The sequence below is a fragment of the Heliorestis convoluta genome, assembly GCF_009649955.1.
In the GTDB taxonomy this organism is placed as follows: Bacteria; Bacillota; Desulfitobacteriia; order Heliobacteriales; family Heliobacteriaceae; genus Heliorestis; species Heliorestis convoluta.
In genome coordinates this window covers 2,456,509-2,481,865 of the sequence record NZ_CP045875.1, presented here as the reverse complement: position 1 = coordinate 2,481,865, position 25,357 = coordinate 2,456,509, and the positions used below count along the sequence as shown (strand labels likewise).

Here is a 25,357-nt window from a genome sequence, read left to right as displayed (position 1 = left end):
TTTCTTTCCCTTTAGAAAGAGGGAGGTTCTTTTTCTACCCCATTGTATGAAGTTGCCAATGAATCGGTGAAAAAAATAAAAGCTACTGACTTTGTCAGTAGCTTACTTTTCTCAAGAACACAATATCTTTCTAGCCAATTCCAAATCAGTAGGTTTATCAATATCAAATCCAATCTCCGGATCCTCCACAATAATAGCCCTACCTTCTATCCCCAGAAGTTCGGAAACTCGGTTTTGTGCATCCTGTACCGTCAAGGTGCCCGTCATAAAAGATAAGAGAAAACGCCAACCGAGTAAGCCTGCCAAACCGAAAGGATCTTTTCGTAGTTTAATAAATTCTCGGCCTTTCGCAACAATAGAGTCAAGAATGGATCTCTTGAACAAAAGAAGGTTGCCACCTGTTACTTCCCCATCTCGCAATCTGACAAAAGTTCGCTTCATGCCAGGGTACTTGCCTTCACTGACTTCTCTGCGAATCAGTGGGTAATACAAGTCCCCGTTACTGTTTCGGCAACTCTCTAGAAAACGACAGATGGCCTGCGCTGTAAGCAAAGGTACATCTCCGGCTACAACGAGAATCTCTTCAGAAGGCTCCTTAAGCAGTGCTATCCCTTTTTGCAAGCTATCTAAGTGGTCGGTGCCTCCTGCCGTAACTTGAACAAGATCATTGCTTTCATATCGCTTTTCTAGCTCACAAGGCCCTACGAGTACCACTCGATCGATAGGCTCACATTGCAGCAATGCTTGCAACACATACTCAACCATAGGCCTCGATCCAATTGGTATCAGCGCTTCCATGGATGCCGAATGGCAAGATTTTAATAAACCATTGTTGGGACTTGCCGCCAATACGATTGCATCCACGGCTTTGATCGCCTCCTGCCTTAGGATTTTACATCGCTATGTAGCTTTTCTTTAACCACGCCCATGGCTTCCAACACACTATTCTCAGCATTCTCAATATGTTCCCAAGCTAAAGTCTGCGCCAGCGTTACATTGCGCTCCGAAATCGCTTCCACAATTTTGCGATGTTCTTCCCATGCTTCTCTCATTCGACCGGGATGAGCCAAAGAAGTTGTCCGCAAGCGTTGTAGTTGTTCTCGTAAATGATTAATATTTTGCACCAATCTCTGATTGCGACTGGCTTTGTAAATAATATCATGAAGAGAAATATCTCCTGCCACCAGCACTTCCAGATCAAATTGTTTTGATGAAGAAGAACCTGACGTATGCACAAGCAGTCTTTCCAGTTCTTCTATTTCTGCCTCTGTAATGCGTTGAGCAGCTAGCCCTGCCGCTAATGCTTCTAGGGCCGCTCTCAACTCAAAGACATCCGTAATATCTTTAACCGAAATACCGGCTACATAAGCACCTTTGCGAGGAACCATCACAATAAAACCCTCTAATTCAAGCTTTCGAATGGCTTCTCGAACCGGCGTTCTGCTTACACCCATTTCCTCAGCCAATTGAATCTCCATCAATCGTTCCCCTGGTTTTAAGACACCTTCAATAATCGCTTCTCGTAAATTTTCAAAAACGATATCGCGCAAGGGTCTATAATTATCTAGTTTAATGGGCACAAATCGGCGTTCCAATGTTTTATTCCTCCTTATTAAGAGAACGAGCTACATAGACTTGACAACCTTTCTTTTCGAACAATGTCGCCACAGCATCCGCAATCGCCCTTGCTTTTTCTTCCTTTTGAACAAAGCCCATGATCGTAGGACCGCTTCCTGACATCATCGCTTGGTCAACGCCAGCATCAAGCAGGATCTGCTTGTATTCCTTTAATTCAGGATGCCATTGTAGGGTAACTTGTTCTAAATCATTCCCCAGTGCTGCAATCATTGCTTCATAGGAATTCTTTTGCAGTGCTTCTATTATAGTTACCGTATTGGCTGTTAAGGCCAACTGCTGATCAGATTCTGGTTCGCCTTGCCACAGAGGTGCTTGCAAGGCCTGGTACACCTTGGGCGTAGAAACACCAAAAGGTGGTTTAATTAGTAGGACCCAAAAAGGAGGTGCTGCTGGTAAAGGCTGCAATTGCTCTCCTCTACCTGTAGCTAAGGCTGTGCCTCCTTGCACAAGAAAGGGAATGTCGGACCCAAGCTTTGCCAGTTCTCTCTCCATATCCTGTGGAGAAAGCTGCATTTCCCAAAGCTGGTTCAACAATTTCATCATCGCTGCCGCATCAGAACTACCGCCGGCCAACCCCGCTGCAACAGGAATCTTTTTTTCCAAATAAATATCCAAGCCGCTCTTTAAGCCTTTTGTTTCTGCTATTAACTGTACCGTTCGATAGACAAGATTGGATTGATCAGGAGGCGCTTCGTCATTGCCTCCATGCAAAAAAATCCTTTTGTCATCGCGTCGGCGAACCCTCAGTGTATCGCATAAATCGATCGTTTGCATAACCATGGCAACTTGGTGATAGCCATCGGTTCGTCGTCCTAAAACATCAAGAGTTAAGTTTATTTTAGCCGGTGCCATCTTTTGTAAAATGAAGCTCACCTCTTCCCCAAGGTTTTTCTGTTACTGATATTCCGCGACCGATAGCCCATCTCCTTTTTTCCACTAAGAAAAAATCGACATATTTCTCTCTAATCTACCATGTTATGTATTCTTTTCATTTTTTCCAATGAACAATTGCTTTCATACTTGGATGATATAGACTCCGCTTTGATCTTGCTCACAGCCTTCTATAAGAGTCAGGCCCTATAATGGTGGCAGTACAAAATGGAGGTTACTACTATGAGTCAAGCGCCTGTTTTACCACCTTTTAAGATAGATACTTGCCGTGGAAACCAGAACTGTTCCTATGCAGTCCTTTCCGCACAAGAACTTCTTCTTTCACTACAGGAGATCTTAGAAAGGCGTCTGGAAGGACATAACGTATCTAGTCATCACAGCATGCTTCGCTTTTCCCTTTCTTGTTGCCCCAATAGCTGTTCTCAACCACAAGTGCGAGATTTTGGCTTACAAGGACGGCAAAAACCAGTTATTACAGACCACCCCTGTATTCACTGCCAAGCTTGTGTGAAAGCTTGCCCTGAAAAGTACGTACACCTTCTCGACCAAGGGCCTCATTTTTCAGAGCACTGTCTGGCCTGTGGTCGCTGTATTGAAGTTTGCCCAACAGGCACCCTAGAAGAGGGGAAAAGTGGTTGGTCTTTGCTGGTAGGAGGCAAATTAGGCCGCCAACCTGCTTTTGCTATTCCTGTGGGCCATTATCTTTCCCATGATGAAGTTATACAAAACATTCTAGCCTTATTAGAGCCTTATCTGACCGCAACGATGAACGAAGGGCCTTCTTCTCAAGAACGTTTCCGCGCTTGGCTCGATCGCAACTCTGTTCTTACAAAGGAGGCACCTCCACTTCTGTCTCCCCTTTCTTCTCACAACAGGAGTACAGAAAAAAAGTGAAAGTGAAATAGTTGTAAAAAAGCCCTGCCTATCAAGATTTTGACAGCAGGGCTTTTTTCTTTTTTTCAGCTACCGAAAGCAACCTCTTGTTGTAACACCGCCGACGCCTTCAGCGCCTGTAATCGTACTCGCAACCGCTTCTGTTACTTCTACATATTCATCCCGTGGTGTGTAAGCCACTTTTTGCGCGATAAAGACAGGATCTAGCGCATGGATCATCACTCGGTCTGGTGAAGTAGCAAAGTTAGCACCGGCATTTAGAATGGCTTCATAGTAAGATTGACAAGCACCTGAAAAAATAACTAGATCTTCTGGATTGGGCACTATCATTCTTGCTCTACGGACCGCTTCCACAAAATATCGGGAACTGCGGTACGAATCAATTGATTCTAAGTCACTTTGATGTTTGAGCAAGCTATCGTGGCCTGTGATTACAAGTATATCAAAAGGCCTTTGCGTTAAATAGTCTGACACAATCTGGGGAAAATCATGTTCTTCGCGATGAACCCCAACGGCTGAAATTTGTAATTGTTTGTACGTATCCATACATAAGGCTAGGTAGTCTTTGTTTCCATCAATGTGTAAAACCGATCCGGGTCTCGGTTGTCTCGGTTCTTCTTTGTCTCGCTCCGTCTTTCCCTGCAAATATCCCTTTTCCTGATACCCTTGCAGCAAACTGGCAATACGTTTATGGTGGCGAACGAGTAACCTTTGCTTGTATCGAAAAATTTCAAGCAACGGCGGTGCATCTAAATCGCTACAAGGCGCATCGGCTATCAAGCGAACATCTAAGCCTTCTAACAGCGCTTCCGGTTCTTCCTCCCCTGCTCGAATCGCCACAATACGGAAAAAAACATCATTGCCATAGGAGTTCCGGGTTACGATGGTTCCGACTCGTCGTTCCTCCATATATTACATCTCCCCCACAATATTCAAAAACTCGTCGACATCTGCGTCAGTATTATCAGTATGAGAAAAAAAGTAGGGGCGTGATTGAAGGCGACAGTTAAGATTCTACAGTTAGAGGAAATTGTGACAGAAAAGCAGGGCAGATAGAAATCGTTCTTTTCTGCCCTGTCGAATACATACCATATATTTCTTTGATTCCCTTGTAAAGGATTTTCCTTGAAGGGTCTGTGTGGTTTTATGACTATGAAGAGATTGTTTTTTGAGGAGTCGTTGTATTTGATCCACCTGTACCTGTCGTTGAAATACTACTGCTAGGATTAAGGAAACCATAGGCTTCTTCACCATGTTGACTGACATCGAGGCCAACTTCTTCATCCTCTGCACTCACTCTCATTTTTACAATGGAGTTAACAAGATGGTAGATAAGGAATGTGCCCACACCGGCAAAGATAAAGGTAGCTATAACGGCAATTATCTGGATTACTACCAATTCAGGATTTCCGTAGAAAAGTCCATCGGCTCCATCAGCATTGACCATGGTTGTTGCAAAAAGGCCTGTAGCCAGAGCGCCCCAGGTACCACCAACACCATGAATGCCAAAAGCATCCAGAGAATCATCATAGCCGAGACGATTTTTCATTAAAATGGCATAGTAGCAAATAACACCAGAAATAAAGCCCATGGGAATAGCTGCAAGAGGTGTTACAAAGCCTGCCGCAGGTGTAATTGCAACAAGACCTGCAATGGCCCCCGAAACAGCCCCAAGCATTGTTGGTTTGCCCTGACGAATCCATTCATAAGCAATCCAGCCTAAAGCACCGGCTGCTGTCGCTGTGTTCGTTGTTATAAAAGCCAAGGCAGCAATACCATCGGCGGCTAGAGCACTACCAGCATTAAAACCAAACCAACCAAACCAAAGGAGAGCGCCGCCTAAAACAGTCATGGGCAGTTGATGAGGTGCCATGGAAACAGTCCCCCAACCACGACGCTTTCCTAATAAAATGGCTAAGACAAGACCCGTCACACCGGAACTAATATGAACGACAGTACCACCGGCGAAGTCAAGAGCACCCATCTCATCTATCCAACCACCGCCCCAAACCCAGTGAGCCAGTGGTGCGTAGATAACAGTAACCCAGATGGCAATAAAAAGCAAAAAAGCAGGAAAGCGAATTCGTTCAGCAAAAGAACCACTAATAATTGCAACCGTAATAATGGCAAACATCAACTGAAAAGCCGCAAAAAGCAGGTGTGGAATCGTTTCCACAATATCTGGATTGGGTGCTAAGCCGACACCGATTAAGCCAGCCCAGTCTAGATTTCCTACAACGCCTGCTACATCAGGAGCAAAAGCCAAAGAGTAGCCATATAGAACCCAGACAATAGAGACAACACAAATGGCCATAAAGCTATGCATCATGGTGCTCAAGACGTTTTTCTTACGCACCATACCGCCATAGAACAAAGAAAGGGCAGGCGTCATTAACATAACGAGAGCTGCACATAGAATAATAAAAGCGGTATCACCTGTATCTATGGCCAATGCACCGTCTGCATCCGGCGCTGCTATCGCTGCAAAAGGCATAATAAGACCTAGCAAAATTAATATGAAAAATATACCGACTGCTGTCCAACTCGTTGCATTAAAGATTCTATTCACTCTGTTTATCATGAGATTCTCCTCCTTATGCTTGTTCCCTAAATTCAAGTGAAAAACAAAAAGCTCTCGAGGAAAGCCAACCCAATCGCTTTCCTCGAGAGCTTCATTGCTCCCCGGCAAAAAGTACTTAAAAATTCCAGATTAAAAATAATAAATCTTACAGAGCGACCTCGCCCTGTTCCCCTGTTCGAATGCGAATTACATTTTCAACAGGTAGATAAAAATCTTCCCATCACCGATTTCACCAGTCTGCACAGTATCAGTGATGATTTTTACAATATCTTCAACCATGTGATCTTGTGCAATCACTTCAATTTTTACCTTTGGTAATAGGTCAATGTTGTATTCAGACCCGCGATAGAAACCCTTTTTTCCTTTCTGAAGACCACATCCAGCAACTTGTGTCACCGTTAAACCACGAATTCCATACTGATTTAATGCTTCTTTCGCTTCATCCAATTTGGTTGGACGGATAATAGCCTCTACCTTCTTCAACACCCTCACCCCTTCTCAATATAGTAGATTTTATAAAAATGATGCCTCTAGCTCCGTGACAGCCCTTTCCTAGAACGTCATAACAGTTCCCCTAGCGCTGTCGCCAGAAAAAAAAAGACAGAGAAGTCGATGTTTGTGCATCCGACGTCTCTGTCTTGATTTTATTATAGGGATTCCTACAGACTTTGGCAATACCCTATTTTGTTAATTCCAGTCATTTTTTCACTTCTGTCAAAGCGTTTGCTACAATTGCAAATTCATCCAGGGAAAGCGTCTCTCCTCGTCGAGTTGGATCAATATTTTTATTGGCCAAAAGAGAAGCCAACTCTGCTTTAGTAAGCTTTGTATCAAGAGACGACAAGGCATTGAGCAAAGTCTTGCGTCGCTGGTTAAATGCGGCACGAACAGTTTGGAAAAAATAACGTTCATCGAGCAACGATACGGGTGGTACCTTACGGCGCTCCAATCGCACTACAGCAGAACTAACTTTCGGGGCTGGTACGAAAGCACCGGGTGGAACGGTTGTAACCAGATCAACATGGCAGTGAAATTGTACCGCTACGGAAAGAGCACCATAGTTCTTATTTCCAGGTGGCGACACAATTCGCTGGGCCACTTCTTTTTGTACCATCACAACAAGATGAGAATAGGAAAACTTACTTTCTAGCAAGTGCATAATAATCGGTGTGGTAATATAGTAAGGCAAATTGGCCACAAGGACAAAAGATCCTCCTGGTGGTAAATAGGGCTCTGTAAGTTGATCATAGTCGACTTGCAAAGCATCTTGCCAGTGAATTTTCACCTGTGGGAATTCACTGGCAAAGTCTGTTAAAAGTTCTCGCAATGCTTCATCGACTTCAATGGCAATGACCTTACCGGATGAACCTACTTCTTGGGCTAGATAGGGCGTTAGCGTCGCAGGACCTGGTCCAATCTCAACAACAACAGACCCTGCTTGCAGTTGTGCAGCATCTATGATTTTTTGAACATACTGTTTATCGACCAAAAAGTTCTGACCTAAGCCTTTTTTAGCTCGTATGCCATAGCGAGCTAGACGTTCTCTTATTTCTCTTGACACGGCTTTTCTCCTATCTTCGCTAACGCCTCTTCCACTTCTGCCCTAGAGATGGCGAAATGATTCAGGCGTTGTAGAAACTGTTTCGCATTGGCATGTCCCATTCCCAAGCGTTCTCCCAAAGCTTGTCGACGCCATGCTGCTTCGGGGCTACCTTCTAGCTTCCAGTTGCGCATATCTTCTCTGGTAAAGCCAGCAGAGGCTTGTCCGGGGGAGCGGACTTGTAACAAAGCCTGGCGAATGTCATCGGTAGAGGCATGTTCAATGCCTACTTTCCTTGCTTCTCTGGCCTGCGAAAGGGGTAGAAAAGCATGCTTCACACCAGGCACCGCTTCTGTAATCCATCGCCGAATTCGCTCGCCAGGTCCATCAGGGTCGGTGAAAACAATGACACCACAACGTTTCTGCGCTTCTTGAATCAGAGCCACTGTCTTGGGACTAAGACCGAGACCTTGTGTAATAATGACTTGGGCTTCTACTGCCTTTTTTACGGCTATCAAATCATCTCGGCCTTCTACGACAATGACTTCACCAATTTTTTCTTTTGTCAAGACTTCATCTCCTCAAGGCGAGCTGCCATTAACATTATAACACGAAAAAACCTGCCCTATGGGGAGGCAGGCGAGATCCAAATCATTTTCGCATTAACCCGCCATGCCCGGTCGGAGCATAGCAAGGATAATTATTCCAATATGTATACTTTCACAGTTCGTACACCCCAGCGCCGCGCCTCATTAGATGTCTCCATAAAAAGGTCGATTTTATCCCCGATAATCGCACTACCGCGATCAGCGGCTCTTGCATAACCATATCCTTCTACGTAAAGTCGGGTCCCCATAGGAATGACATTGGTATCTACAGCAACCATACCCACTTGGGGGTAGACACCCGATGCCGTATTGCGACCCGTATGCGTATAGGCTGTTGCTACCATGTGACGAACTTCTTGAAAGCGAAAGTTCAAACCACCTCTAGAGACCCGATCAATAGTTCCCATCGCTACCACTTGCGTTACAGGCTCACGAACGATTTCTCGAGACAACACTTCCCGGCGTACAGGAATACCGTCTTCGTAAGTGACGCGAATGGTCGACTGCGCCAAGCCGTTACGACCGCGAGAAGCTACACGGCGCAGGCCCTTTTCTAAAGTGTTATCGGGGCGCTGTTCCACCGTAAAAGGAAGGGACTCTTCTTCTCGAATTTCTTTTTGCGTGACACGAACAATTCGGATCTCTTCTGGCTCACTTACCATTTCACCGAGCGCCGGCTCCACTCGATCAAGGGGGCCTAGTTCAAGGGCCAAGCGTTCTAACAACGTTTCTACCTTTTCTGTCGTCGTCAACAATTCCTGCTTTTCCCCATCGGCGAGAACGGTTACGGTAAAGGCTCTTTCAATATGTATGACTGTGCCGTCTGCAATTGTCTCTTCTAGAGCCGGTTCTACTTTGTCCATTGCACCGAGCTCAATCGCTGCTTCTACTAACACTGCGTCAACCGTTTTTGCAAATGTGTTCACAATGACTTCTTCGCCGTCTACATAGATGGTGACTTCATTCTCCAACCACTGATATACCCCAAATGCTAATAGCAGGCATAGGACGCTAGCAACAGCGATGGATAGGCCTTTCTTTTTCTTATCCATCCTTTGCGTCCATGTCTCAATCCACGAAAGAGACTTTCCTTGTTGCTCGGTTGTTCCAGTAGCCTCTTCAGGCATGACAGGTCCCCCTTTCAAACAAGTCCAAGCTCTCTGGACTTTTTCTATTGTAACGCCGTAGGAAAAGTTTGTCAAAGTTAAAAGCTACTTTTTATCTTTTTCATTCCCTGGAATTCTATGTATAAAAAGAGGCCTCCTTAGGAAGCCTCTTTCCAATCTTGTACTATCTTAAAATATGTATGGTTACTTGACGCCGCCCCCAGAGGATACACTCTTCTCGAGTATCAAAAAAAACGTCAATCATCGCACCTTTTATAGCGCCACCTGTATCGGCTGCTTCTGCTATTCCGTATCCTTCCACATAGAGTTTTGTCCCCATGGGAATGACCCTAGGATCAACGGCTATTAATCCCACTTTGGGCCATTTTCCAGAGAAGGTTCTGTTTCCTGTATGCGTATACGCTGTTGCTTCAACTTGCATTGTTGCCGTAACAGACAAACCCGTCATTGCTTCAATGGCTGCAGCATTCTCTAGACCCTCTGCTACAGATGCTGTTCTTTCAGCTCTATTCTCAGTTTTGGTTATATCTACCGCTTCATTTGTCGCAACTTCAGGAACCACTGGCTCTTTCATCTCGATTGCCTCTTCTTGCATCTCCTTGGTCTCTGCTACAGCTACATCTCTAGCTACATCTCTAGCTGCCTCCCGAGAACCGCCTCGCGAAGCTAGGACTGTTCTTCGGGTCTGACCCTTCTGCTCATTGTCTTCACTTACTTCTAGAAGAGGTGTATTTAGTACCATTTCAGCAATCATTTGAGGCTCTATGCTCTCTTTTTCGATTGATTGCCCAAAAAAGAGTGCCCCCTCCTTGGCAACATCCTCATGGGATATCTCTATGCTGTTTTCTACCGTCGGTGGAGCTTCATTATGCTCATAAGCCCATAAAGGTAGAATCAAGGCACCGACGAAGATGGTAGCTCCTAGAGCCCAAACTTTTCGGTCTCTCGATGGGGGCCTCTCTTTCTCACAATCATGTTCTTTCAACCATAGACCTCCTCTTTCGAATATAAAAGTTCTATCTAAAAGGGAATTTCAACCCACTCTTTTCCATTTTTATGTTTTTATGTATAAAAAAAGAACTCCTTTTGTTCCGATGGATATAATTCCATCAGACCAAAAAGAGTTCTTTATGAATAAGCAAGATTTTTTGGTAGAAACTAGCCTGTCCAAGAAATTCCAAAAAGTTCGCAACCGTTACGCAGACATTGCTCTGCCAACAGGTCTGGATCTTCTTGCCGTAGTTCTGCAATTTTTTGAACTACCAATGCAACGTTGCTTACATCATTTCTCTTCCCTCGGAAAGGGTGGGGGGAAAGATAAGGGGAGTCTGTCTCTACCAGCAAGCGCTGGATCGGTACTTTCTGTGCAATTTCTAGCAATTGACGGGCATTTGTGTACGTAACAGGCCCGGCAATAGAGATATAAAAGTCTCGCTCTAAGCAATAACGAGCCATCTCCCAGCTGCCGGAAAAGCAATGAAGTACGCCGCGCATGCCTTTGGCTTCCTGATCAAGAAGCTGCATAATATCACCATGAGCATCTCGATCGTGAATAATAACAGGCTTTTGTAGGTGACGCGCTAAATGCAACTGTTCCACAAAAACTTCTTGCTGTACCTCTCGCGGCGACAAATCACGATAATAGTCCAGTCCCATTTCACCAAGTGCTACCACTTTTTCATGGGCCGCTAATTTTTCTATAGCTAGATAGGTATCCTCCGTTACATTTTTGGCATCGTGAGGATGAATACCAACAGAAGCATAAATAAAAGAATATTCTTCAGCGAGGGCAATCGAGCGTTCTGACGAAGGTAGATCGTATCCTACATTCATAAACAGTTCTACACCTGATTTGCGAGCCTTTTGCAATATTTCATCGCGATCATGGAGAAAGGATTTGTCATCCATGTGGGCATGAGTATCAAAAAGTCTCACTCTATTTCACCTGGCTTCCCGCAGGTAGATCTTCTTGCGCTGATAACACTTCTAAGATTTCATCATTAGAAGCGGCCAGAATCATGCCTTGGGACACAATGCCTCTAAGTTTGGCAGGCTTTAGGTTGGCAACAAGGACTACTTTCTTGCCAATCAGTTGTTCTGGCTCGTAGTGCTTGGCAATGCCTGATACGACCGTCCGCTCTTCTTCACCGAGGCAAACTTTTAACTGGAGCAATTTATCCGTCTTCGGTACTTTTTCTGCTTCAATCACTTCTACAATTCGCAAATCCACTTTGGCAAAATCATCGATCGAAATCTCTGGTTTCAAAGGAAGGATCGGTGCACTCACTTTCTTTGTTATAGGCTCTTCTTGACTAGAAAGATCTTGCCGCTCTTCTGCAGCACGAAGTGCTTCTAGATCAATGCGCGGGAAAAGAGGCTGTCCTTTTTCTACTTTGGTACCATCAGGTAGCAAGCCCCATTGCGTGCCTTCCCATTTCTGCAGTTCTTTTCTCTCTTTCAAACCCAATTGTTCAAAAATTCTAGCTGGCACATTGGGCATGGTGCTTTGCAATAAAATGGTTGTAATACGCAAGCTTTCTCCCATGTGATAGAGTACCGCTTTTAACTCTTCCTGTTTCGCTGGATCTTTTGCTAGAGCCCAGGGTGCCCGCTCGTCAACATACTTGTTCATACGACTTACTAGTTTCATGATAGCACCATGGGCATTCGACAGATCGAAACGGTCCATGTAGAGACTGTATTCATTGACCGTATTCATGGCTAGGCTTTGAATTTCTTTTTCTAAAGGCCCTTCCGCTTCTTTTGTCGGTTTATAGAATATGCCGTCAGAAAATTTTTCTACCATTGAAAGAGAGCGATGCAGCAAATTGCCCAGGTCATTGGCGAGATCACTGTTCAAACGACTGGCAAAAGCCTCCTCAGAGTAGTAGATATCTTGTCCCGAAGGCATCTCTCGAAGCAAATAATAACGGAGCGCATCAACACCATAGCGTTCGATTAGCACATGGGGATCAATGACATTTCCTTTGGACTTCGACATTTTTCCTGATTCTAAAAGGACCCAGCCATGGCCAAAGACTTTTTGCGGCAAGGGCTCATCAAGGGCCATTAAAACAATGGGCCAGATAATCGTGTGGAAGCGCACAATATCTTTTCCAACAAGGTGAATTTGAGCAGGCCAGTAGCGGCGATAGGAAGCGCTATCTTCACGGCCGTAACCAAGTGCCGTAATATAGTTGCTTAGGGCGTCGAACCAAACATAAATTACATGGTCGGGATTGTTCGGAACAGGAATGCCCCACTTGAAGGTCGTGCGAGAAACACAAAGATCTTCTAAGCCTTGCTTAATAAAGCTGATCATCTCATTGCGCCGACTGACTGGTTGAATAAAGTCAGGATTTGCATCGATATGTTGAAGCAATCGCTCTTGATACTTCGATAGACGGAAGAAATAACTTTCTTCTTTTAGTAGCTCTACAGGACGCTGGCAATCTGGACAAAGCCTAGCTCCCTCTTCACCTTTTTGAAGCTGCCTTTCCATCCAAAAGGCTTCACAAGGTGTACAATACCAACCTTCATACTCTGACTTATAAATATCGCCTTGATCGTAAATCTTTTGAAAGATAGCTTGTACCCCTTGAATATGACGCTCATCGGTTGTACGAATAAAGTATCATAGGTAATCTCCAAACGTTCCCAAAGCTTCTTAAAAGAACCTACAATCGGGTCCACATACGCCTTCGGTGCCAGTCCCTTTTCTTTCGCTTTACGTTCAATCTTTTGGCCATGTTCATCGGATCCTGTCAAAAAATGCACATCATAGCCTCGTAACCTTTTGTAGCGTGCCATCGTATCGGCAGCGACTGTTGTGTAGGCATGACCAATATGAAGGTTGTCACTGGGATAGTAAATAGGTGTAGTAATGTAAAAAGTTGGTCTCTCTTGTGTCACGAAAAAATCCTCCTTGAAAAAAATACATTGCTCTCTTTCGAGTGAGCACCCAAAAAAACAAGTGAGCCTAAGAAACCTTTATATGCGAGCTTCTTTTTCCAAACAAAATGGCTTGACTGTTACTGGATGCTTGGTACCATTAGGTTGTTCCGTGTCGAAAAATGTAGAAAAAAGGGGGTAAGAAAATGAAGTCCACCGGTATTGTCCGCAAAGTTGATGAACTAGGTCGTGTTGTAATCCCAATCGAATTGCGTCGCACACTGGCATTGATGAAAAAGATGCTCTTGAAATCTACGTTGATCATGAAAAGATTATCTTAAGAAAGTACGAGCCTGCTTGTGTTTTCTGTGGTAGCGCCGTAGATGTTCAAAACTTCCGCGGCAAAATTGTCTGTAAAGAATGTGCCATAACAATGGCTCAAAATGCTAGCTAATCGGGTTACATAGTATCATTATTCCCAACAAAGCAAAAGAAAGGGCATTTTTCTTGATTTGCCCATTAAAATATTTCATATCAATGGGACGGGTTTAACCCGTCCCATTGATATTTTTATCTTTCCTCATAGAGAAGTTTTAGCCGATAGGCTTCTCGTTTGGAAAGACCTAATTTTTGCGCTGCCTTTTTTAGTGCTTCTTTATGATCCATAGCTGCTGCTTGTAGCCTTTCCATCTCTTTCATCAAGGCTGTTGCAAGCTCCTCTTCCGTCAAACCTTCCCCCAAAGACTCTGTCTCCATGCCCCCCTCGCAACCTCCGATTACCAAGCTACATTCCCCTTTGAGCGGCTCTTTGATTTCTTCACGTAAAGAACCCAAAGTGCCACGACGCACTTCTTCGAACTTTTTGGTCAACTCTCGAACGAGGGCCGCCCGTCGCTCTGCTCCAAAATGATCTTGTAGATCGGCTAGCGTTGCTTGAACACGATAAGGCGATTCATATAGGATTATCGTTCGGGTCTCCTTCGCAAGTTCCTGCAATCTTTGACGATAGGCCTTTTTTTGTCGTGGCAAAAACCCTTCAAAGACAAAGCGTCCCGTCGGCAATCCTGATAGGACTAGGGCAGTTATAGAAGCAGAAGGACCTGGTAGAACTTCCACAGGCAAGTTCCGCTCTATGCAGAGATGAATCAGATCTTCACCAGGATCGGATATGCCAGGTAGCCCCGCATCAGAGACGAGCACCACGGTGGCACCTTCTTCGATTTTTTTGACAATTTCCAATCCTTTTCCTTTTTTGTTGTGCTCATGATACGAAGTTAAGGGGCCATGTATTTCGTAGGCGCTGAGGAGCTTACGGGTATGCCTTGTATCTTCAGCAGCAATCAGATCGGCTTCTCGCAAAGCCTGTAGCACTCGCAAAGTAATATCTTCTAAATTCCCAATGGGCGTAGCACAAACTTTAAGTTTGCCGACCAGCGTCATCCCTCCCCGTACAATGCCTTACTCTTTATGCAAAAAGCTCATGCAAAACAGGCAATCTTCCCCACTTCGAGGTTGTCCAAAGTGAACATGACAAATGTGAAATCCTTCTTTGTAAAGGTTACTCAAATTGTCATAACCTTCTCCTTGTATCTTCTTCACATTACTTTCAACTTGTGTCAAAGCCTCTACCGTTAAATTGGCCGCTTTTACGGCTCGTAAACGATCATTTTCTTCTTCTAAGGTATACGCTTCCATCTTCAAGGCTTCTATTTCAACGAGTATTTTTTGCATTTGCTCTTCTAAAGCAATCAATCGACTCGTAATCTTCTTCACCTCAAGCACCTCCTATGAAGATGGAGAAGCAATGGGGAAATACAAAGCTCTCAATCTCCACATTCCTCGAAATCTTCGTTCTTTTCCGGCCCCTTCTCTTTTCGCTTACAACATTGTTTTTCTTTAGGTCCATAGCAATCGTTTTCAAACTTCAAACAACACATTAAGCGACCACAGATACCTGAAATTTTCGTGGGATTTAATGAAAGATTCTGATCTTTTGCCATCCGAATCGAGACAGGCTCAAAGTCGCCAAGGAAAGAAGCGCAACAAAGTACGCGACCGCAACAACCAATTCCACCGATCATTTTTGCTTCGTCACGAACACCAATTTGACGCAATTCAATCCGAGTCCGGAAGACAGCGGCCAAGTCTTTGACCAACTCACGAAAATCAACACGACCATCGGCGGTGAAGTAAAAAATGATTTTGGAGGAATCAAAAGTATATTCTACGTCAACTAGTTTCATCGGCAACTGGTGCTGTACGATTTTCTTTTGACAGATCTCGTAGGCTTTTGATTCTTTCTCTTGATTTTCTTCTACTTGCTTTATATCTTCTTCTGTTGCTATCCGCAACACTTTCTTCAAAGGATTGACAACATCTTCTTCCGGTACCTGCCGTGGACCAATTACAGCCTCACCAAACTCAATACCTCTCGCTGTTTCTACAATCAATCGATCATGAACTTGGATTTCTAGTTCACTGGGATCAAAGTAGTATATCTTACCGGTTTTCTTAAAGCGAACACCCACAATTTTGATCAATCTATCAGCTCCTTTTTCATGATTTCATGGCTTTCCCTAACTTTATCATCAAATCTTCAAAAATCAACTTGGCACTGGCATTGCTTTCTAAATTACGACGCCCTTCTAGGACATGGTCCATGGCCAAGAGCAATTGATTGCTTTGATAGGCCATATTCCCCCAGTTTTGATCTTGGTTAATGAGCATATGAGTAAGACCTTCTCGCAACAAGAGCAGATCCCGCAATAACAGAGCCAAGTAATCGAAGAGTTCTGTGAGACCTTCTTTATTCTTATCCCATTCATCGGCCATAGCAAATATATCCCTTTCACTCATTTGAGTGATTCTTTCTAGAATATAGATTGCTTTTTCTCGACCTTCTGGTAAACCTCCTTCCGCCAATTCCATTGCTTGTAAGAGGCAACCTCGAGCTAGCAAAGTAAATAAAGGAATCTTCTCATTCGTGATGCCTTTTTCCTGAAGATAGTCAGCAATCACGAGATCCGGTAAGAGATTGAAATAGACAGGCATACAACGTGATAAAATGGTCGGTAAAAGACCATGACCCCGGTTGGATACAAGAATAAAAATTGTAGAGTTAGGCGGTTCTTCTAACACCTTCAACAGCGCATTGGCCGCTGGCTCTTGCATCAATTCTGCTTTCTGTAGTAAAACCACTCTGTATTGACCTACATAGGGACGATAGCGAAGCCATTTCTGTAACTTTCGAATTTGTTCTATCTTAATCGTTGTGCCATCAGGCTCGATATCGTAAAAAGCTGCATGATTTGAGCTGACAAACTGTAAACAAGAAGAGCAAACCTGACAAGCATCGACGCCTTCTATGTTCAAGCAAAGAATGGACTGCGCAAAAGCTCGAGCCGTCCTCATTTTCCCTACGCCAGGGGGCCCAGAAAAAAGATAAGCATGAACAATACGCTGCTGTAAAAGGGCTTTTTGCAACTGTTCAATGGCTCGCTCTTGACCCCTTATCTGAGATAGTTTCACCTTGATCGGCCTTTCTAAACGTAATAGTCTTCCTTAACAAGTGCTACAAAAAGGCAAAGTAGGCGACAGCTCACGCAATGATTCTACGATTGCTTGGTGTACTGCGACGGCACTGCCATCGGCTGAAATCACTTTGATCCGATTGTTATCTTTTTGAGCAATTGTCAAAAAACCTTCTCGCACACGCTGGTGAAAGAGAAGATTTTCCTGTTCTAGCCGATCGGCACCTCTTTTGGCTTGCAGTCTTTGCAAACCCACTTGTGGGTCAAGATCTAACAAAAACGTTCTGTGCGGTTTCATGCCACCTGTTGCTAGATCGTTTAACGGATCGATCATCGCCCTTTCTAAGCCTCGGCCAAACCCTTGATAAGCCATTGTTGAGTCAGTAAAACGATCACAAAGTACCACCTGGCCTTTCAGCAAAGCTGGCTTAATTACTTCTCTAACAAGCTGTGCTCGCGCTGCTTCATAAAGGAAGATCTCCGTTTCAGCACCCATGCTACCCATAGATGGATCTAGCAAAAGATGACGGATAGCCTCACCAATTACAGTCCCCCCAGGCTCCCTCGTCCGAATTACTTCTTGGCCTATCATTTGAAAAGAAGTCGTAAGCATGTCCAATTGCGTAGTTTTTCCGGCACCGTCAGCGCCTTCGAAAGTAATAAAAATTCCTGTCATGTCATAACCACCATTCATATATCAACAACGGCAATCTTATGTAATTGTCCATCGTACGCACCTTGCCAGTGCACACCCATTCTTCGAAGCTCTCGCACAACTTCCCAAAGAGCTGGTGTGATTAACTCACCTGGCGCAACCAAGGGAATCCCAGGCGGATAAGGACAAATAAACTGGGCCGAAATCTGATGCAAAGCTTCTTCAAAAGAAACGAGACGACGAGATGCCAAAAAAGCTTCTCGCGGTGTACAAAGTACTTCTATGCCTTCTTGTTGCCCCTGATGAAAAAGCCGAGACACAACTTCTCTGCTTTCTCGTTCTATTATTCCTTCTGTAAAGAAGTGTAGGCTTTGAAAAGCTTCTAGCAGTGCTTGATCGTTTTCCGGATGATCAAAAGGGGATAGAAGAAAGAGTAAATAGTTAGGTCCAGCCAATTCTGCTTCAATGGCCCACTTTTCTCGTAGCAATTTTTGAAGCTGATACCCTGTTAGATAAGATTCTTTCAATACAACAAGTAGCTTCGTTGGGTCCCACTCTGTAACGGTAGGATAGGCCTTTACTTCTTCGCCCCAGCAATAAATTCCTTTGACACGATTCAACCTATGACGTAAAAAAGCAGCCCGTTCTACAGTCTTTTGCCATAAAAACTCTCCCTCTTCTTCCATACGAGCTCGTGCTAGATCAAGAGAAGAGAGAAGCAAGTAAGAAGGACTCGTCGTTTGCAGAATTGTTAGGGCTTTTCGAACAAGTTCAGCCTTTTTATGACACACTTTAGAATGAAGGGCGCCATCTTTTCCAAGATGAAGCATGGCTCCCTGGGTAAGAACGGGCAAGGTCTTGTGACTGCCTTGCACAACAGCTTGGGCACCTTGTTGTAATGCCGTTGATGGCAAAGCGGAAGAAAAAGAAAAAGCAGCCCCATGCGCTTCATCAACCCATAAAGGCTTCTTCCATGCTTGTGCCTTTTTCACCCATCCTTCTAAGTCTTCTACCGTTCCCCAATAGGTCGGTCGCAAAGCAAGCAATGCCTTAACGTTATCAGTCCCTTTTTTCCCAATAGAATCGAGAGCGGATAGGTCGGTCCCTACAGGAAGACCTGTTACTTCTTCGCAGATAGAAGGCAAATAAGAAGGTCTTGCACCAGACAAGACAAGACCTCCGAAAATAGACCGATGGCTATGGCGTGGCAAAATAATTTCATCGCCTTCTCTTAAAAAAGCAAGAGAAAGTGCCTGTAATCCAACCGTTGCACCCTGAACGAGAAAAAAAGTTTTCTCCGCACCAAAAGCATGGGCAGCACGCGCTTCTGCCTGGGCGATCACGCCATCAGGGCTGTGTAAATCATCTAAGCCTGGCACTTCTGTCATATCCAGCGTAGGATCACAAGGCCATTCCAAAAAAGCACGTCCTTTTCCATGACCAGGCATATGAAACCCTCTTATATTTTCCTGATGGTAACGCTGTAGAGCCTGCCACAGAGGCCTCTCACTCAATCTGTCATCCTCCATGTCGCTTTACTACCTAGATTTATTGTATCATGGGTTTTCTGCAATGGCCAAATATTTACGCCAGTCAGGATTGCCTCGCCAGGAACACTTAAGAGATTCTTTCAACCTTGCATATTCTACTTCATCACCCAACCAATGGGGTAATGTTTCACAGCAGCGAGAACAGATGAACAATCCTTTTACCCAGAGACCATCATGAAGCCCTCCTTCAGGTGTTTCCTGACAGGCGGCACAGCGGGGTCGTAGAGACGTTGCAGTCATCGTACTCACGCACCTTCCCTCTTCGTGACTTCATCATATGCTTTCTTTCACGTCCATGTATCTTGTCCGGCAGGATTTTCCGTAATAATAAGAGAAAAGTAGGGGATACAAAAAAACCGTTTTGGAAGTGAGGTTGATATCTCTATGTCCTCACCAACACCTATGCCCGGTCTACGTCAAGAACTAAGTCATAAACGTCAAGGCTTGATTCGTATCCCTTCTACCTTCTATGAATACAATTGGCCTCACTATCTGCCGCCAACCGCTCTATCCTTATACCGCGCTCTCTGTCGAATCGCTGAAACAGATTTGCGAGGCTCTAGGGCTCGGTATGAACTCTACGACCGTCCTTTTACGCCCTGGCATGCTGAAAATACAGAAATAGAAATCAATCAATGGCTACTTCAAAAGCTTTGTGAGCGCAAAGGGTGGACTTTTCCTGCCAATGTAACTCAATCTGTTGATTTACTATTAAAATTATCTTTGATCCAAGTACAAGTTGATGAACAGGGTGACGAAGTATATGATATTATACTGCCTGTCCCACATCCCGCTGATATACTAGAACGGCCTGAGCTTCGTTTGCCACCCTATCTCCATCTTCCTCCCGAGGAAGCTCTATAGGGAGGAAAGGTATCTCTTTACAGAGGTGCTTCTATCTGTTATATTATGGCAGGAGGTGGTTTCCATTCATGTCCCAGCCATAGCTGCCATTCAGGAGCAAATTCGCTCCCAATTGCCTGGTTCGGAAGGTTTTTCAGCCTTTTCTGCTACTTTAGAAGCTTCAATTAAAGCGCAAGCTCTAGGTACACTGCAAGGTAAGAAGCCGCTAACGACTCCCACGAAGCCCTTGTTACCTCTTGAACACATAGACAAAAGAATTGATATAAAAGAGATCTCGCAAGTAAATAATCAGACGACAGCGACTCTACAGAAAGCGCTAGGAGCTTATGGAGCAACAGCATCTGGCGCATCATCCAATCAATACAATCAACTGATAGAAAAAGCAGCCCACCAGTACAAGATCCCTCCGGACTTAGTCTGGGCTGTGATGAAAACTGAATCGAACTTCAATGCCAAGGCCCAATCTCATGCCGGAGCACAGGGTCTCATGCAGCTTATGCCAGCTACAGCCCGCTCTCTGGGCGTACAAGATCCTTTTGACCCAGAACAAAATATAGAGGGAGGCGTTCGATATCTTCGCCAGATGCTTGACCGCTTTAACGGCAATGTTGAGCATGCTTTGGCGGCCTACAACGCTGGTCCCGGCAATGTATTAAAATACGGTGGTATTCCACCTTTTGCAGAAACGAAAGCCTATGTTCCTAAAGTTTTACACTACCAAAGAGAGGGCCGGCAGCACTTCCTTACCTAAAGGATAAAGGATTATCCCCCATCTGCTCTCACATCGACAGGCAAGTCAGAAGCCCGTGCTGCTTCTGTCGCTAAGTAATCACAACGTTCATTTTCTTTATCGCCAGCATGACCGCGAACCCAGCGATATTCTATTTCGTGCTTTTCATCTAAAGAGAGAAGTTGAGCCCACAAATCTGCATTGAGGGCTCGATTTTTTTTATCCCTCATCCAGTTTTGACTGCGCCATCGTTTTGCCCATCCTTTGGACATGGCATCCACAACATAACGGGAGTCACTATAGATAACAACTTGACAAGGTTCTTTTAACGCTTCTAGCGCTTTAATAACAGCCATCATTTCCATGCGATTGTTCGTAGTATTATCATAGCCACCCGATAGTTCTTTACGCTGTTCTTTATATAAAAGAACAGCACCATAGCCACCCGGTCCTGGATTGCCTAGACAAGCGCCATCTGTATAAATGGTCACTTTTTTTTGTTGCAAATTCATTCACCTCAAATCATCTAAGACAGTACTATTTTACCATGAAAAAGGGTCTTCTTAGACCTTTTCCTCCAAAAAATTGTATTTTTCTAATATGAATAGATAATACTGGTAGATGATCAGAATTTAGATAGCGAAAGGAGATACTATTATGAAAAAGTATGCCTGTATTCCCTGCGGTTACGTATATGATCCCAAAAAAGGTGATCCCGAGAGTGACATTGCCCCAGGTACATCCTTTGAATCTCTTCCTGATGATTGGGTTTGTCCTGTCTGTGCCGTAGGCAAAGACCAATTCGAGCCCCAAGAGTAAACCTTATCAAAGCATAGAAGGCCTAGGAAGAATAGAGAAGCTCTTGCACATAAGCTGCAGGAGTTTTTTCTCTTTTCAGGGAGGAACTTCCTTGACATTGCAGAATCCATATTCTGGATACTAAAAATCTGCAAATCAAGGAGGCTTCTTCATGTCCCTGCCCATTTACTTCCGAAAGGTTATTATTGGTTTTTACTTTTTGCTTTTGTCCTTTTTTTTACCATCACCTTTGTATGCTTATGAAGTGGTGATTTCATCCATCGATTTGCCCGTCCCTGCGGATTCAGGATTACACAACGCCAAAAAGGCGGCTGAATACATTAATGGCACTATCGTAAAACCTGGAGAGACTTTTTCTTTTAATCAAGTAGTAGGTCGCCGTACTGTAGAAAGAGGTTTTGTTAGAGGTGGGGTCTTCAGCTACGTTAATGGTCAATGGGTAACTGTTCAAGGTCTTGGCGGCGGGATCTGCCGAACCTCTACAGCACTTCACCAGGCCGTTGAGCAGGCGGACCTGCAAATTATAGAGAGACATCTTCATACCGTCCCTGTTTCTTATGCTCCCCGCGGCACCGATGCAACAGTCTATTGGGGTATCTTAGATTATAAGTTTCGAAACAATAAAGAAAATCCCATTCATATCAACATGGCATCTAGGGACAACATATTAAAAGTTCGCCTTTACGAACGCCTTCATCAAGAAGCACCTTTCCCTATCACAGTTAATGAAAGACTTCTTTCATTTTCTTTTTCACCTCTCCTAATCCAGAATAAAACTATGGTCCCTCTACATAGCTTTGCAGAACAAATAGAAGCGCAGCTTATTTACCTTCCTGAAAGCAACTTGGTTACTTTACAGTATGGCGAGCAAAAAATCACCATCGATATGGCTGTATCGAAGCTAGAAAAAGACGAGAACTCTATTATTCTTGAGCCTGCTGTACGGAGCTTGAACAACCACATTATGGTTCCTTTGCGCGATCTTATAGTAGCTCTTGGTGGGGAAATCGATTGGAACGAAACGAGCAGATCCATTACTATCTATCTTTCTACTCCAGAAGATAAGTCAGCCCTAGAGTTAGAATCTGAGTCAAAGCCAGAGCTAGAGCCAGCGTTACATTTCGAGCCTGAATCCGCATCAGCGCCTGAAGAAGAAGAGGTAGAATGGAGAGAAAGGGATGACCTTGAACAAAGTTTTAGGCTAGAAGAAGTATTCGACCAAAATGGGAGCACCCTATTTGACTTTCATGAACAATAAAAGAAAAGAGAGCTCCTTTCCACTATCCGGAAGGGAGCTCTCTTTTCGGCAAAGTAAATACCTTGATAATATCGTCTTTTTAAGACACACTTTATCTTACAGGAATAATAACCTTCTTTATCATTATGAATATTCATGAAAAGTTTACAGAAACCTTATTGCCTATATCATCCTAGAAAAGATACACTAAAAGCAACATAGTTCGAGTCTCTTCATGCTTTTTTGGGGAAAAGCTTCTGAAGGAGGTTGTGATAGTGAAAATGGTATCAGAACACCAAGACAACCAAGAGAACCAACTGGCAGAAGAACTGGGCTCTCTGTACAATCTCATTGCCACGCAAGTGCTCTCAATGAGAGATAAATTTCCGATTTCACATAGAGAAGGTGAGCAAAGTCGAGACAACCTACTAGCCTACCTAGCTCTACGACGCCACGATATATTTAACCTTCAATTGGAACTTGCAGAATTGGGTCTTTCTTCCCTGGGCCGTCTTGAAGAGTCTGTATTAAACAGCATGGAAAAAGTTTTGCATCATATAAATGCGACCGTTCCTGACTACCTTCTTTACAAAACCGATTCCAACACAGGGCGCATTTTATCTGAGAAAAGAGCAAGAAAGCTTTTTGGACGAACGCGAAAAGATCGTAACACTAGAATTATGGTTACCTTAGACAGCCGCTATCTAAATCAACCTACCTTACTTGAACAACTTCTTTTGGAAGGAATGGATATAGCCCGCATTAATTGCGCTCATGATCATCCTGAACTTTGGTATCAAATAATTGAGTCACTGCGAGCGGCCGAAAAAAAGTTGGCTGAAAAAGCTCTCCTGCCTGGACGAAAATGTCGCATTATGATGGACCTAGGAGGGCCAAAGATTCGCACCGGTCCTTTCGTAGAAGAAATCTTGCCTATTCGCCTGAAGGTTGCTCGAGACGACTGGGGACGACCAATAAAAGTTTTAGAAGGCTATTTGGATAACCAAGCAGAATACACCGAACTTATCAACACCAACCCTAGTGAAGACCCCACCTTTGTCATCGCCATCAAAGAACCCTATCCACTCAATCGCTTTCAACTGGGAGAAGAACTTTTTTTTGAAGACACTCGTCAAAGAAAGCGAAAGTTACGAGTTATCGAAAGAATCAATCATCAGCGAGTAAAAGTATCTCTCGAAAGAACTTCTTACATCCAAGAAGGCATGAAGCTTCAATATGAAAAAGACAAATATCTTACCGTAAAAGCTCCGAAACCACAACCAGTGACACTTCAAGTTCAGGCAGGAGAGCATATACGACTCTATCTCGACCCAGCACAGCGGAGCCACAGTGCTACTGAGCAATCGCCTCTCGCCATCAGTTGTACCTTACCAGAAGCACTCAAAAATCTACTTCCTCAACATCGTGTCTACATCGATGATGGAAAAATCGGCACAACCGTCCTATCTAAGAAAGAAGGATACGTAGAGTTAGAAGTAACCCATCCCGAAGAGCGCCCTGTTCATATCAGACCGGAAAAGGGGCTTAATTTCCCAGATACTACAATTAATTTGCCCGCACTGACCGATAAAGACCGTCAAGATTTATCTTTTATTGTAAAGCATGCCGATGCTGTTGCACTCTCTTTTATTCATAGTCCCCAAGATCTTCTCGATTTGCAGAAAGAACTTGTCGCTTTAGGCCGAGAAGACCTAGGTATTATCGCTAAAATTGAAACAAAAGAAGCCATTCACCAACTATCAAGAATTCTGTTAAAAGGCCTCGACTTACCCAACTTCGGAATTATGATCGCTCGCGGTGATCTGGCTGTCGAAGTTGGATTCGATAACTTATCGCTTGTTCAAGAAGAAATTCTATGTCTTTGCGAAGCTGCTCATATTCCTGTTATCTGGGCTACACAAGTTTTAGAGAATCTCGCTAAAAAAGGATTACCTGCCCGAGCAGAAATCACCGATGCCGCTATGGCACACCGTGCTGAATGTGTCATGCTTAACAAAGGTCCTCATATATTAGAAGCCGTCAAAACACTTTCCCATCTTCTTTGTTCGGAAGAGCGATGCCACTTAAAAAAACGTCAAATTTTTCGTGAGTTTACAGAACAACACAATATTTTTGATTAGCTCATGGCAATTTGCCGGCGATGCTGATCAGCCATAAAGAGCAAATCACCCCAGCTTTTACATCCTCGATCTAGCAAGCGGTGTAACAAAGCAGAAAAGAGATAGGCTGCTGTAAGAGCATCTCCTAAGGCGCGATGTCTTTCGAACACAGGCGTTCCGTACTCCTGGGCATACTCGGCCAGATCTTTTTTTGGACTGTAGCCATTTAATGTGCGGAGCAAATCCAGCGTATCAACACCGCGAGGTATCTTAGCTTCGTGATCGTGACGATTCAACTCACTTTTTAGAACCGATAGATCAAAAGGCAAGCAATGTGCTACAAGACATGTGCATTTTTGCTCTTCTATAAAATGAAAAAAGCTTTCTATACCAGCAAAAGAATCAGGCGCTTCGTCTAACATTTCATCGTTGATTCCAGTCAGTTGATGAATAATTTGGGGAATTTCTCGCTTCGGATTGACATAGGTCTGAAAGGATTGTTTCGTCACGACCAGATTTTTAACCTGAACAGCCCCAATCTCAATAAGACGATCTGAACCAAAGATCTCAAAACCCGTCGTCTCCGTATCAAAAACAACAAAAGAAAGCTCTTCTAAAGGTGTGGATAAAGCAATCTGATCATGAAACTCTACATTCAGTCTTTTTTTTCTCCAGAACAAGT

The 25,357-nt window shown here is 44.1% G+C and carries 26 protein-coding genes and 2 pseudogenes; 7 read left to right on the top strand and 21 right to left on the bottom strand.

Annotated features, from left to right (window positions below; translation table 11 throughout):
• Nucleotides 1-111: 111 nt before the first annotated feature.
• From FTV88_RS11870 to ispE, 3 genes are read right to left on the bottom strand one after another with little or no spacing between them, the layout of a single operon-like run.
• The gene (locus FTV88_RS11870; RefSeq protein WP_162008022.1) at nucleotides 112-864 is read right to left on the bottom strand and encodes an NTP transferase domain-containing protein; all 753 of its coding nucleotides are present in this window, start codon (nucleotides 862-864) and stop codon (nucleotides 112-114) included.
• Nucleotides 865-884: 20 nt separating this feature from the next.
• Entirely contained in the window at nucleotides 885-1,595 is a 711-nt protein-coding gene (locus tag FTV88_RS11865) for a GntR family transcriptional regulator (RefSeq protein WP_153725809.1), read from the bottom strand.
• A 4-nt stretch (nucleotides 1,596-1,599) separates the two neighbouring features.
• Nucleotides 1,600-2,511, bottom strand: a complete 912-nt coding sequence (gene ispE, locus FTV88_RS11860; RefSeq protein ID WP_207707867.1) for a 4-(cytidine 5'-diphospho)-2-C-methyl-D-erythritol kinase — start codon at nucleotides 2,509-2,511, stop codon at nucleotides 1,600-1,602.
• Between the two features lie 240 nt (nucleotides 2,512-2,751).
• Between ispE and FTV88_RS11855 the strand changes: the two genes are divergently transcribed.
• Nucleotides 2,752-3,423, top strand: a complete 672-nt coding sequence (locus FTV88_RS11855; protein ID WP_162008021.1) for a 4Fe-4S binding protein — start codon at nucleotides 2,752-2,754, stop codon at nucleotides 3,421-3,423.
• Between the two features lie 69 nt (nucleotides 3,424-3,492).
• Here the strand turns inward: FTV88_RS11855 and yabG are convergent, their stop codons facing one another.
• The 9 genes and pseudogenes from yabG to metG all read right to left on the bottom strand — a co-directional run bounded on the left by yabG (nucleotide 3,493) and on the right by metG (nucleotide 13,191).
• Nucleotides 3,493-4,332 carry a sporulation peptidase YabG gene (gene yabG / locus FTV88_RS11850; protein ID WP_153725807.1) on the bottom strand — a complete coding sequence of 280 codons (840 nt, stop codon included), beginning with the start codon at nucleotides 4,330-4,332 and terminating at the stop codon, nucleotides 3,493-3,495.
• A gap of 241 nt (nucleotides 4,333-4,573) precedes the next feature.
• Nucleotides 4,574-5,917 (bottom strand): ammonium transporter, encoded by a 1,344-nt coding sequence (locus FTV88_RS11845; RefSeq protein ID WP_153726642.1) that lies wholly within the window; start codon nucleotides 5,915-5,917, stop codon nucleotides 4,574-4,576.
• Between the two features lie 273 nt (nucleotides 5,918-6,190).
• Complete coding sequence (locus tag FTV88_RS11840) at nucleotides 6,191-6,487, bottom strand: P-II family nitrogen regulator (protein WP_368277344.1); 297 nt, start codon at nucleotides 6,485-6,487, stop codon at nucleotides 6,191-6,193.
• Nucleotides 6,488-6,701: 214 nt separating this feature from the next.
• The gene (gene rsmA, locus FTV88_RS11835; protein ID WP_153725806.1) at nucleotides 6,702-7,565 is read right to left on the bottom strand and encodes a 16S rRNA (adenine(1518)-N(6)/adenine(1519)-N(6))-dimethyltransferase RsmA; all 864 of its coding nucleotides are present in this window, start codon (nucleotides 7,563-7,565) and stop codon (nucleotides 6,702-6,704) included.
• Nucleotides 7,550-8,113, bottom strand: coding sequence for a ribonuclease M5 (rnmV, locus tag FTV88_RS11830; protein WP_153725805.1), 564 nt, complete (start codon nucleotides 8,111-8,113; stop codon nucleotides 7,550-7,552). The genes rsmA and rnmV overlap by 16 nt, the downstream gene beginning before the upstream one ends.
• 131 nt (nucleotides 8,114-8,244) lie before the next feature.
• A complete protein-coding gene (locus FTV88_RS11825) occupies nucleotides 8,245-9,279 on the bottom strand; it encodes a resuscitation-promoting factor (RefSeq protein ID WP_153725804.1) in 1,035 nt (344 codons plus the stop codon).
• A 163-nt stretch (nucleotides 9,280-9,442) separates the two neighbouring features.
• The gene (locus FTV88_RS11820) at nucleotides 9,443-10,264 is read right to left on the bottom strand and encodes a 3D domain-containing protein (RefSeq protein WP_243137125.1); all 822 of its coding nucleotides are present in this window, start codon (nucleotides 10,262-10,264) and stop codon (nucleotides 9,443-9,445) included.
• Between the two features lie 173 nt (nucleotides 10,265-10,437).
• Nucleotides 10,438-11,214 (bottom strand): TatD family hydrolase, encoded by a 777-nt coding sequence (locus tag FTV88_RS11815; protein WP_153725803.1) that lies wholly within the window; start codon nucleotides 11,212-11,214, stop codon nucleotides 10,438-10,440.
• A gap of 1 nt (nucleotide 11,215) precedes the next feature.
• Nucleotides 11,216-13,191 (bottom strand): annotated as a pseudogene (gene metG / locus FTV88_RS11810) (methionine--tRNA ligase).
• Nucleotides 13,192-13,376: 185 nt separating this feature from the next.
• On the opposite strand from metG, the pseudogene FTV88_RS11805 reads away from it, so the two are divergent.
• Nucleotides 13,377-13,624 (top strand): annotated as a pseudogene (locus FTV88_RS11805) (AbrB/MazE/SpoVT family DNA-binding domain-containing protein).
• A gap of 116 nt (nucleotides 13,625-13,740) precedes the next feature.
• Here the strand turns inward: FTV88_RS11805 and rsmI are convergent.
• The 7 genes from rsmI to FTV88_RS11770 are packed head-to-tail and all read right to left on the bottom strand — an operon-like array spanning nucleotide 13,741 to nucleotide 19,145.
• Nucleotides 13,741-14,610, bottom strand: a complete 870-nt coding sequence (gene rsmI / locus FTV88_RS11800; RefSeq protein ID WP_153725802.1) for a 16S rRNA (cytidine(1402)-2'-O)-methyltransferase — start codon at nucleotides 14,608-14,610, stop codon at nucleotides 13,741-13,743.
• 18 nt (nucleotides 14,611-14,628) lie between these two features.
• Nucleotides 14,629-14,943 carry an initiation-control protein YabA gene (locus tag FTV88_RS11795; RefSeq protein ID WP_243137124.1) on the bottom strand — a complete coding sequence of 105 codons (315 nt, stop codon included), beginning with the start codon at nucleotides 14,941-14,943 and terminating at the stop codon, nucleotides 14,629-14,631.
• 50 nt (nucleotides 14,944-14,993) lie between these two features.
• Nucleotides 14,994-15,710, bottom strand: a complete 717-nt coding sequence (locus FTV88_RS11790) for a PSP1 domain-containing protein (protein ID WP_153725801.1) — start codon at nucleotides 15,708-15,710, stop codon at nucleotides 14,994-14,996.
• Between the two features lie 16 nt (nucleotides 15,711-15,726).
• Complete coding sequence (gene holB, locus FTV88_RS11785) at nucleotides 15,727-16,698, bottom strand: DNA polymerase III subunit delta' (protein ID WP_153725800.1); 972 nt, start codon at nucleotides 16,696-16,698, stop codon at nucleotides 15,727-15,729.
• 33 nt (nucleotides 16,699-16,731) lie between these two features.
• Nucleotides 16,732-17,376, bottom strand: a complete 645-nt coding sequence (tmk, locus tag FTV88_RS11780) for a dTMP kinase (protein WP_153725799.1) — start codon at nucleotides 17,374-17,376, stop codon at nucleotides 16,732-16,734.
• Between the two features lie 14 nt (nucleotides 17,377-17,390).
• The gene (locus FTV88_RS11775) at nucleotides 17,391-18,884 is read right to left on the bottom strand and encodes an aminotransferase class I/II-fold pyridoxal phosphate-dependent enzyme (protein ID WP_153725798.1); all 1,494 of its coding nucleotides are present in this window, start codon (nucleotides 18,882-18,884) and stop codon (nucleotides 17,391-17,393) included.
• Between the two features lie 27 nt (nucleotides 18,885-18,911).
• The gene (locus FTV88_RS11770; protein ID WP_243137522.1) at nucleotides 18,912-19,145 is read right to left on the bottom strand and encodes a sigma factor G inhibitor Gin; all 234 of its coding nucleotides are present in this window, start codon (nucleotides 19,143-19,145) and stop codon (nucleotides 18,912-18,914) included.
• A 144-nt stretch (nucleotides 19,146-19,289) separates the two neighbouring features.
• Here FTV88_RS11770 and FTV88_RS11765 point away from each other — a divergent pair, with 144 nt between their 5' ends.
• Both FTV88_RS11765 and FTV88_RS16065 read left to right on the top strand, forming a co-directional pair.
• The gene (locus FTV88_RS11765; RefSeq protein ID WP_153725796.1) at nucleotides 19,290-19,769 is read left to right on the top strand and encodes a DUF6042 family protein; all 480 of its coding nucleotides are present in this window, start codon (nucleotides 19,290-19,292) and stop codon (nucleotides 19,767-19,769) included.
• 55 nt (nucleotides 19,770-19,824) lie between these two features.
• The gene (locus FTV88_RS16065; RefSeq protein WP_279236807.1) at nucleotides 19,825-20,520 is read left to right on the top strand and encodes a lytic transglycosylase domain-containing protein; all 696 of its coding nucleotides are present in this window, start codon (nucleotides 19,825-19,827) and stop codon (nucleotides 20,518-20,520) included.
• Nucleotides 20,521-20,531: 11 nt separating this feature from the next.
• On the opposite strand, the gene rnhA is transcribed toward FTV88_RS16065, so the two are convergent.
• A complete protein-coding gene (gene rnhA, locus FTV88_RS11755; RefSeq protein WP_153725795.1) occupies nucleotides 20,532-21,011 on the bottom strand; it encodes a ribonuclease HI in 480 nt (159 codons plus the stop codon).
• A 145-nt stretch (nucleotides 21,012-21,156) separates the two neighbouring features.
• On the opposite strand from rnhA, the gene rd reads away from it, so the two are divergent.
• The 3 genes from rd (at nucleotide 21,157) to FTV88_RS11740 (ending at nucleotide 24,696) form a co-directional block, all read left to right on the top strand.
• Nucleotides 21,157-21,318 (top strand): rubredoxin, encoded by a 162-nt coding sequence (gene rd / locus FTV88_RS11750; RefSeq protein ID WP_153725794.1) that lies wholly within the window; start codon nucleotides 21,157-21,159, stop codon nucleotides 21,316-21,318.
• Nucleotides 21,319-21,469: 151 nt separating this feature from the next.
• Nucleotides 21,470-22,576 (top strand): VanW family protein, encoded by a 1,107-nt coding sequence (locus FTV88_RS11745; protein ID WP_153725793.1) that lies wholly within the window; start codon nucleotides 21,470-21,472, stop codon nucleotides 22,574-22,576.
• Nucleotides 22,577-22,836: 260 nt separating this feature from the next.
• Nucleotides 22,837-24,696 carry a pyruvate kinase gene (locus tag FTV88_RS11740; protein WP_243137520.1) on the top strand — a complete coding sequence of 620 codons (1,860 nt, stop codon included), beginning with the start codon at nucleotides 22,837-22,839 and terminating at the stop codon, nucleotides 24,694-24,696.
• Here the strand turns inward: FTV88_RS11740 and FTV88_RS11735 are convergent.
• Entirely contained in the window at nucleotides 24,693-25,355 is a 663-nt protein-coding gene (locus FTV88_RS11735; protein ID WP_153725791.1) for a 3'-5' exonuclease, read from the bottom strand. The two genes, FTV88_RS11740 and FTV88_RS11735, sit on opposite strands and share 4 nt — an antisense overlap.
• Nucleotides 25,356-25,357 lie beyond the last annotated feature (2 nt).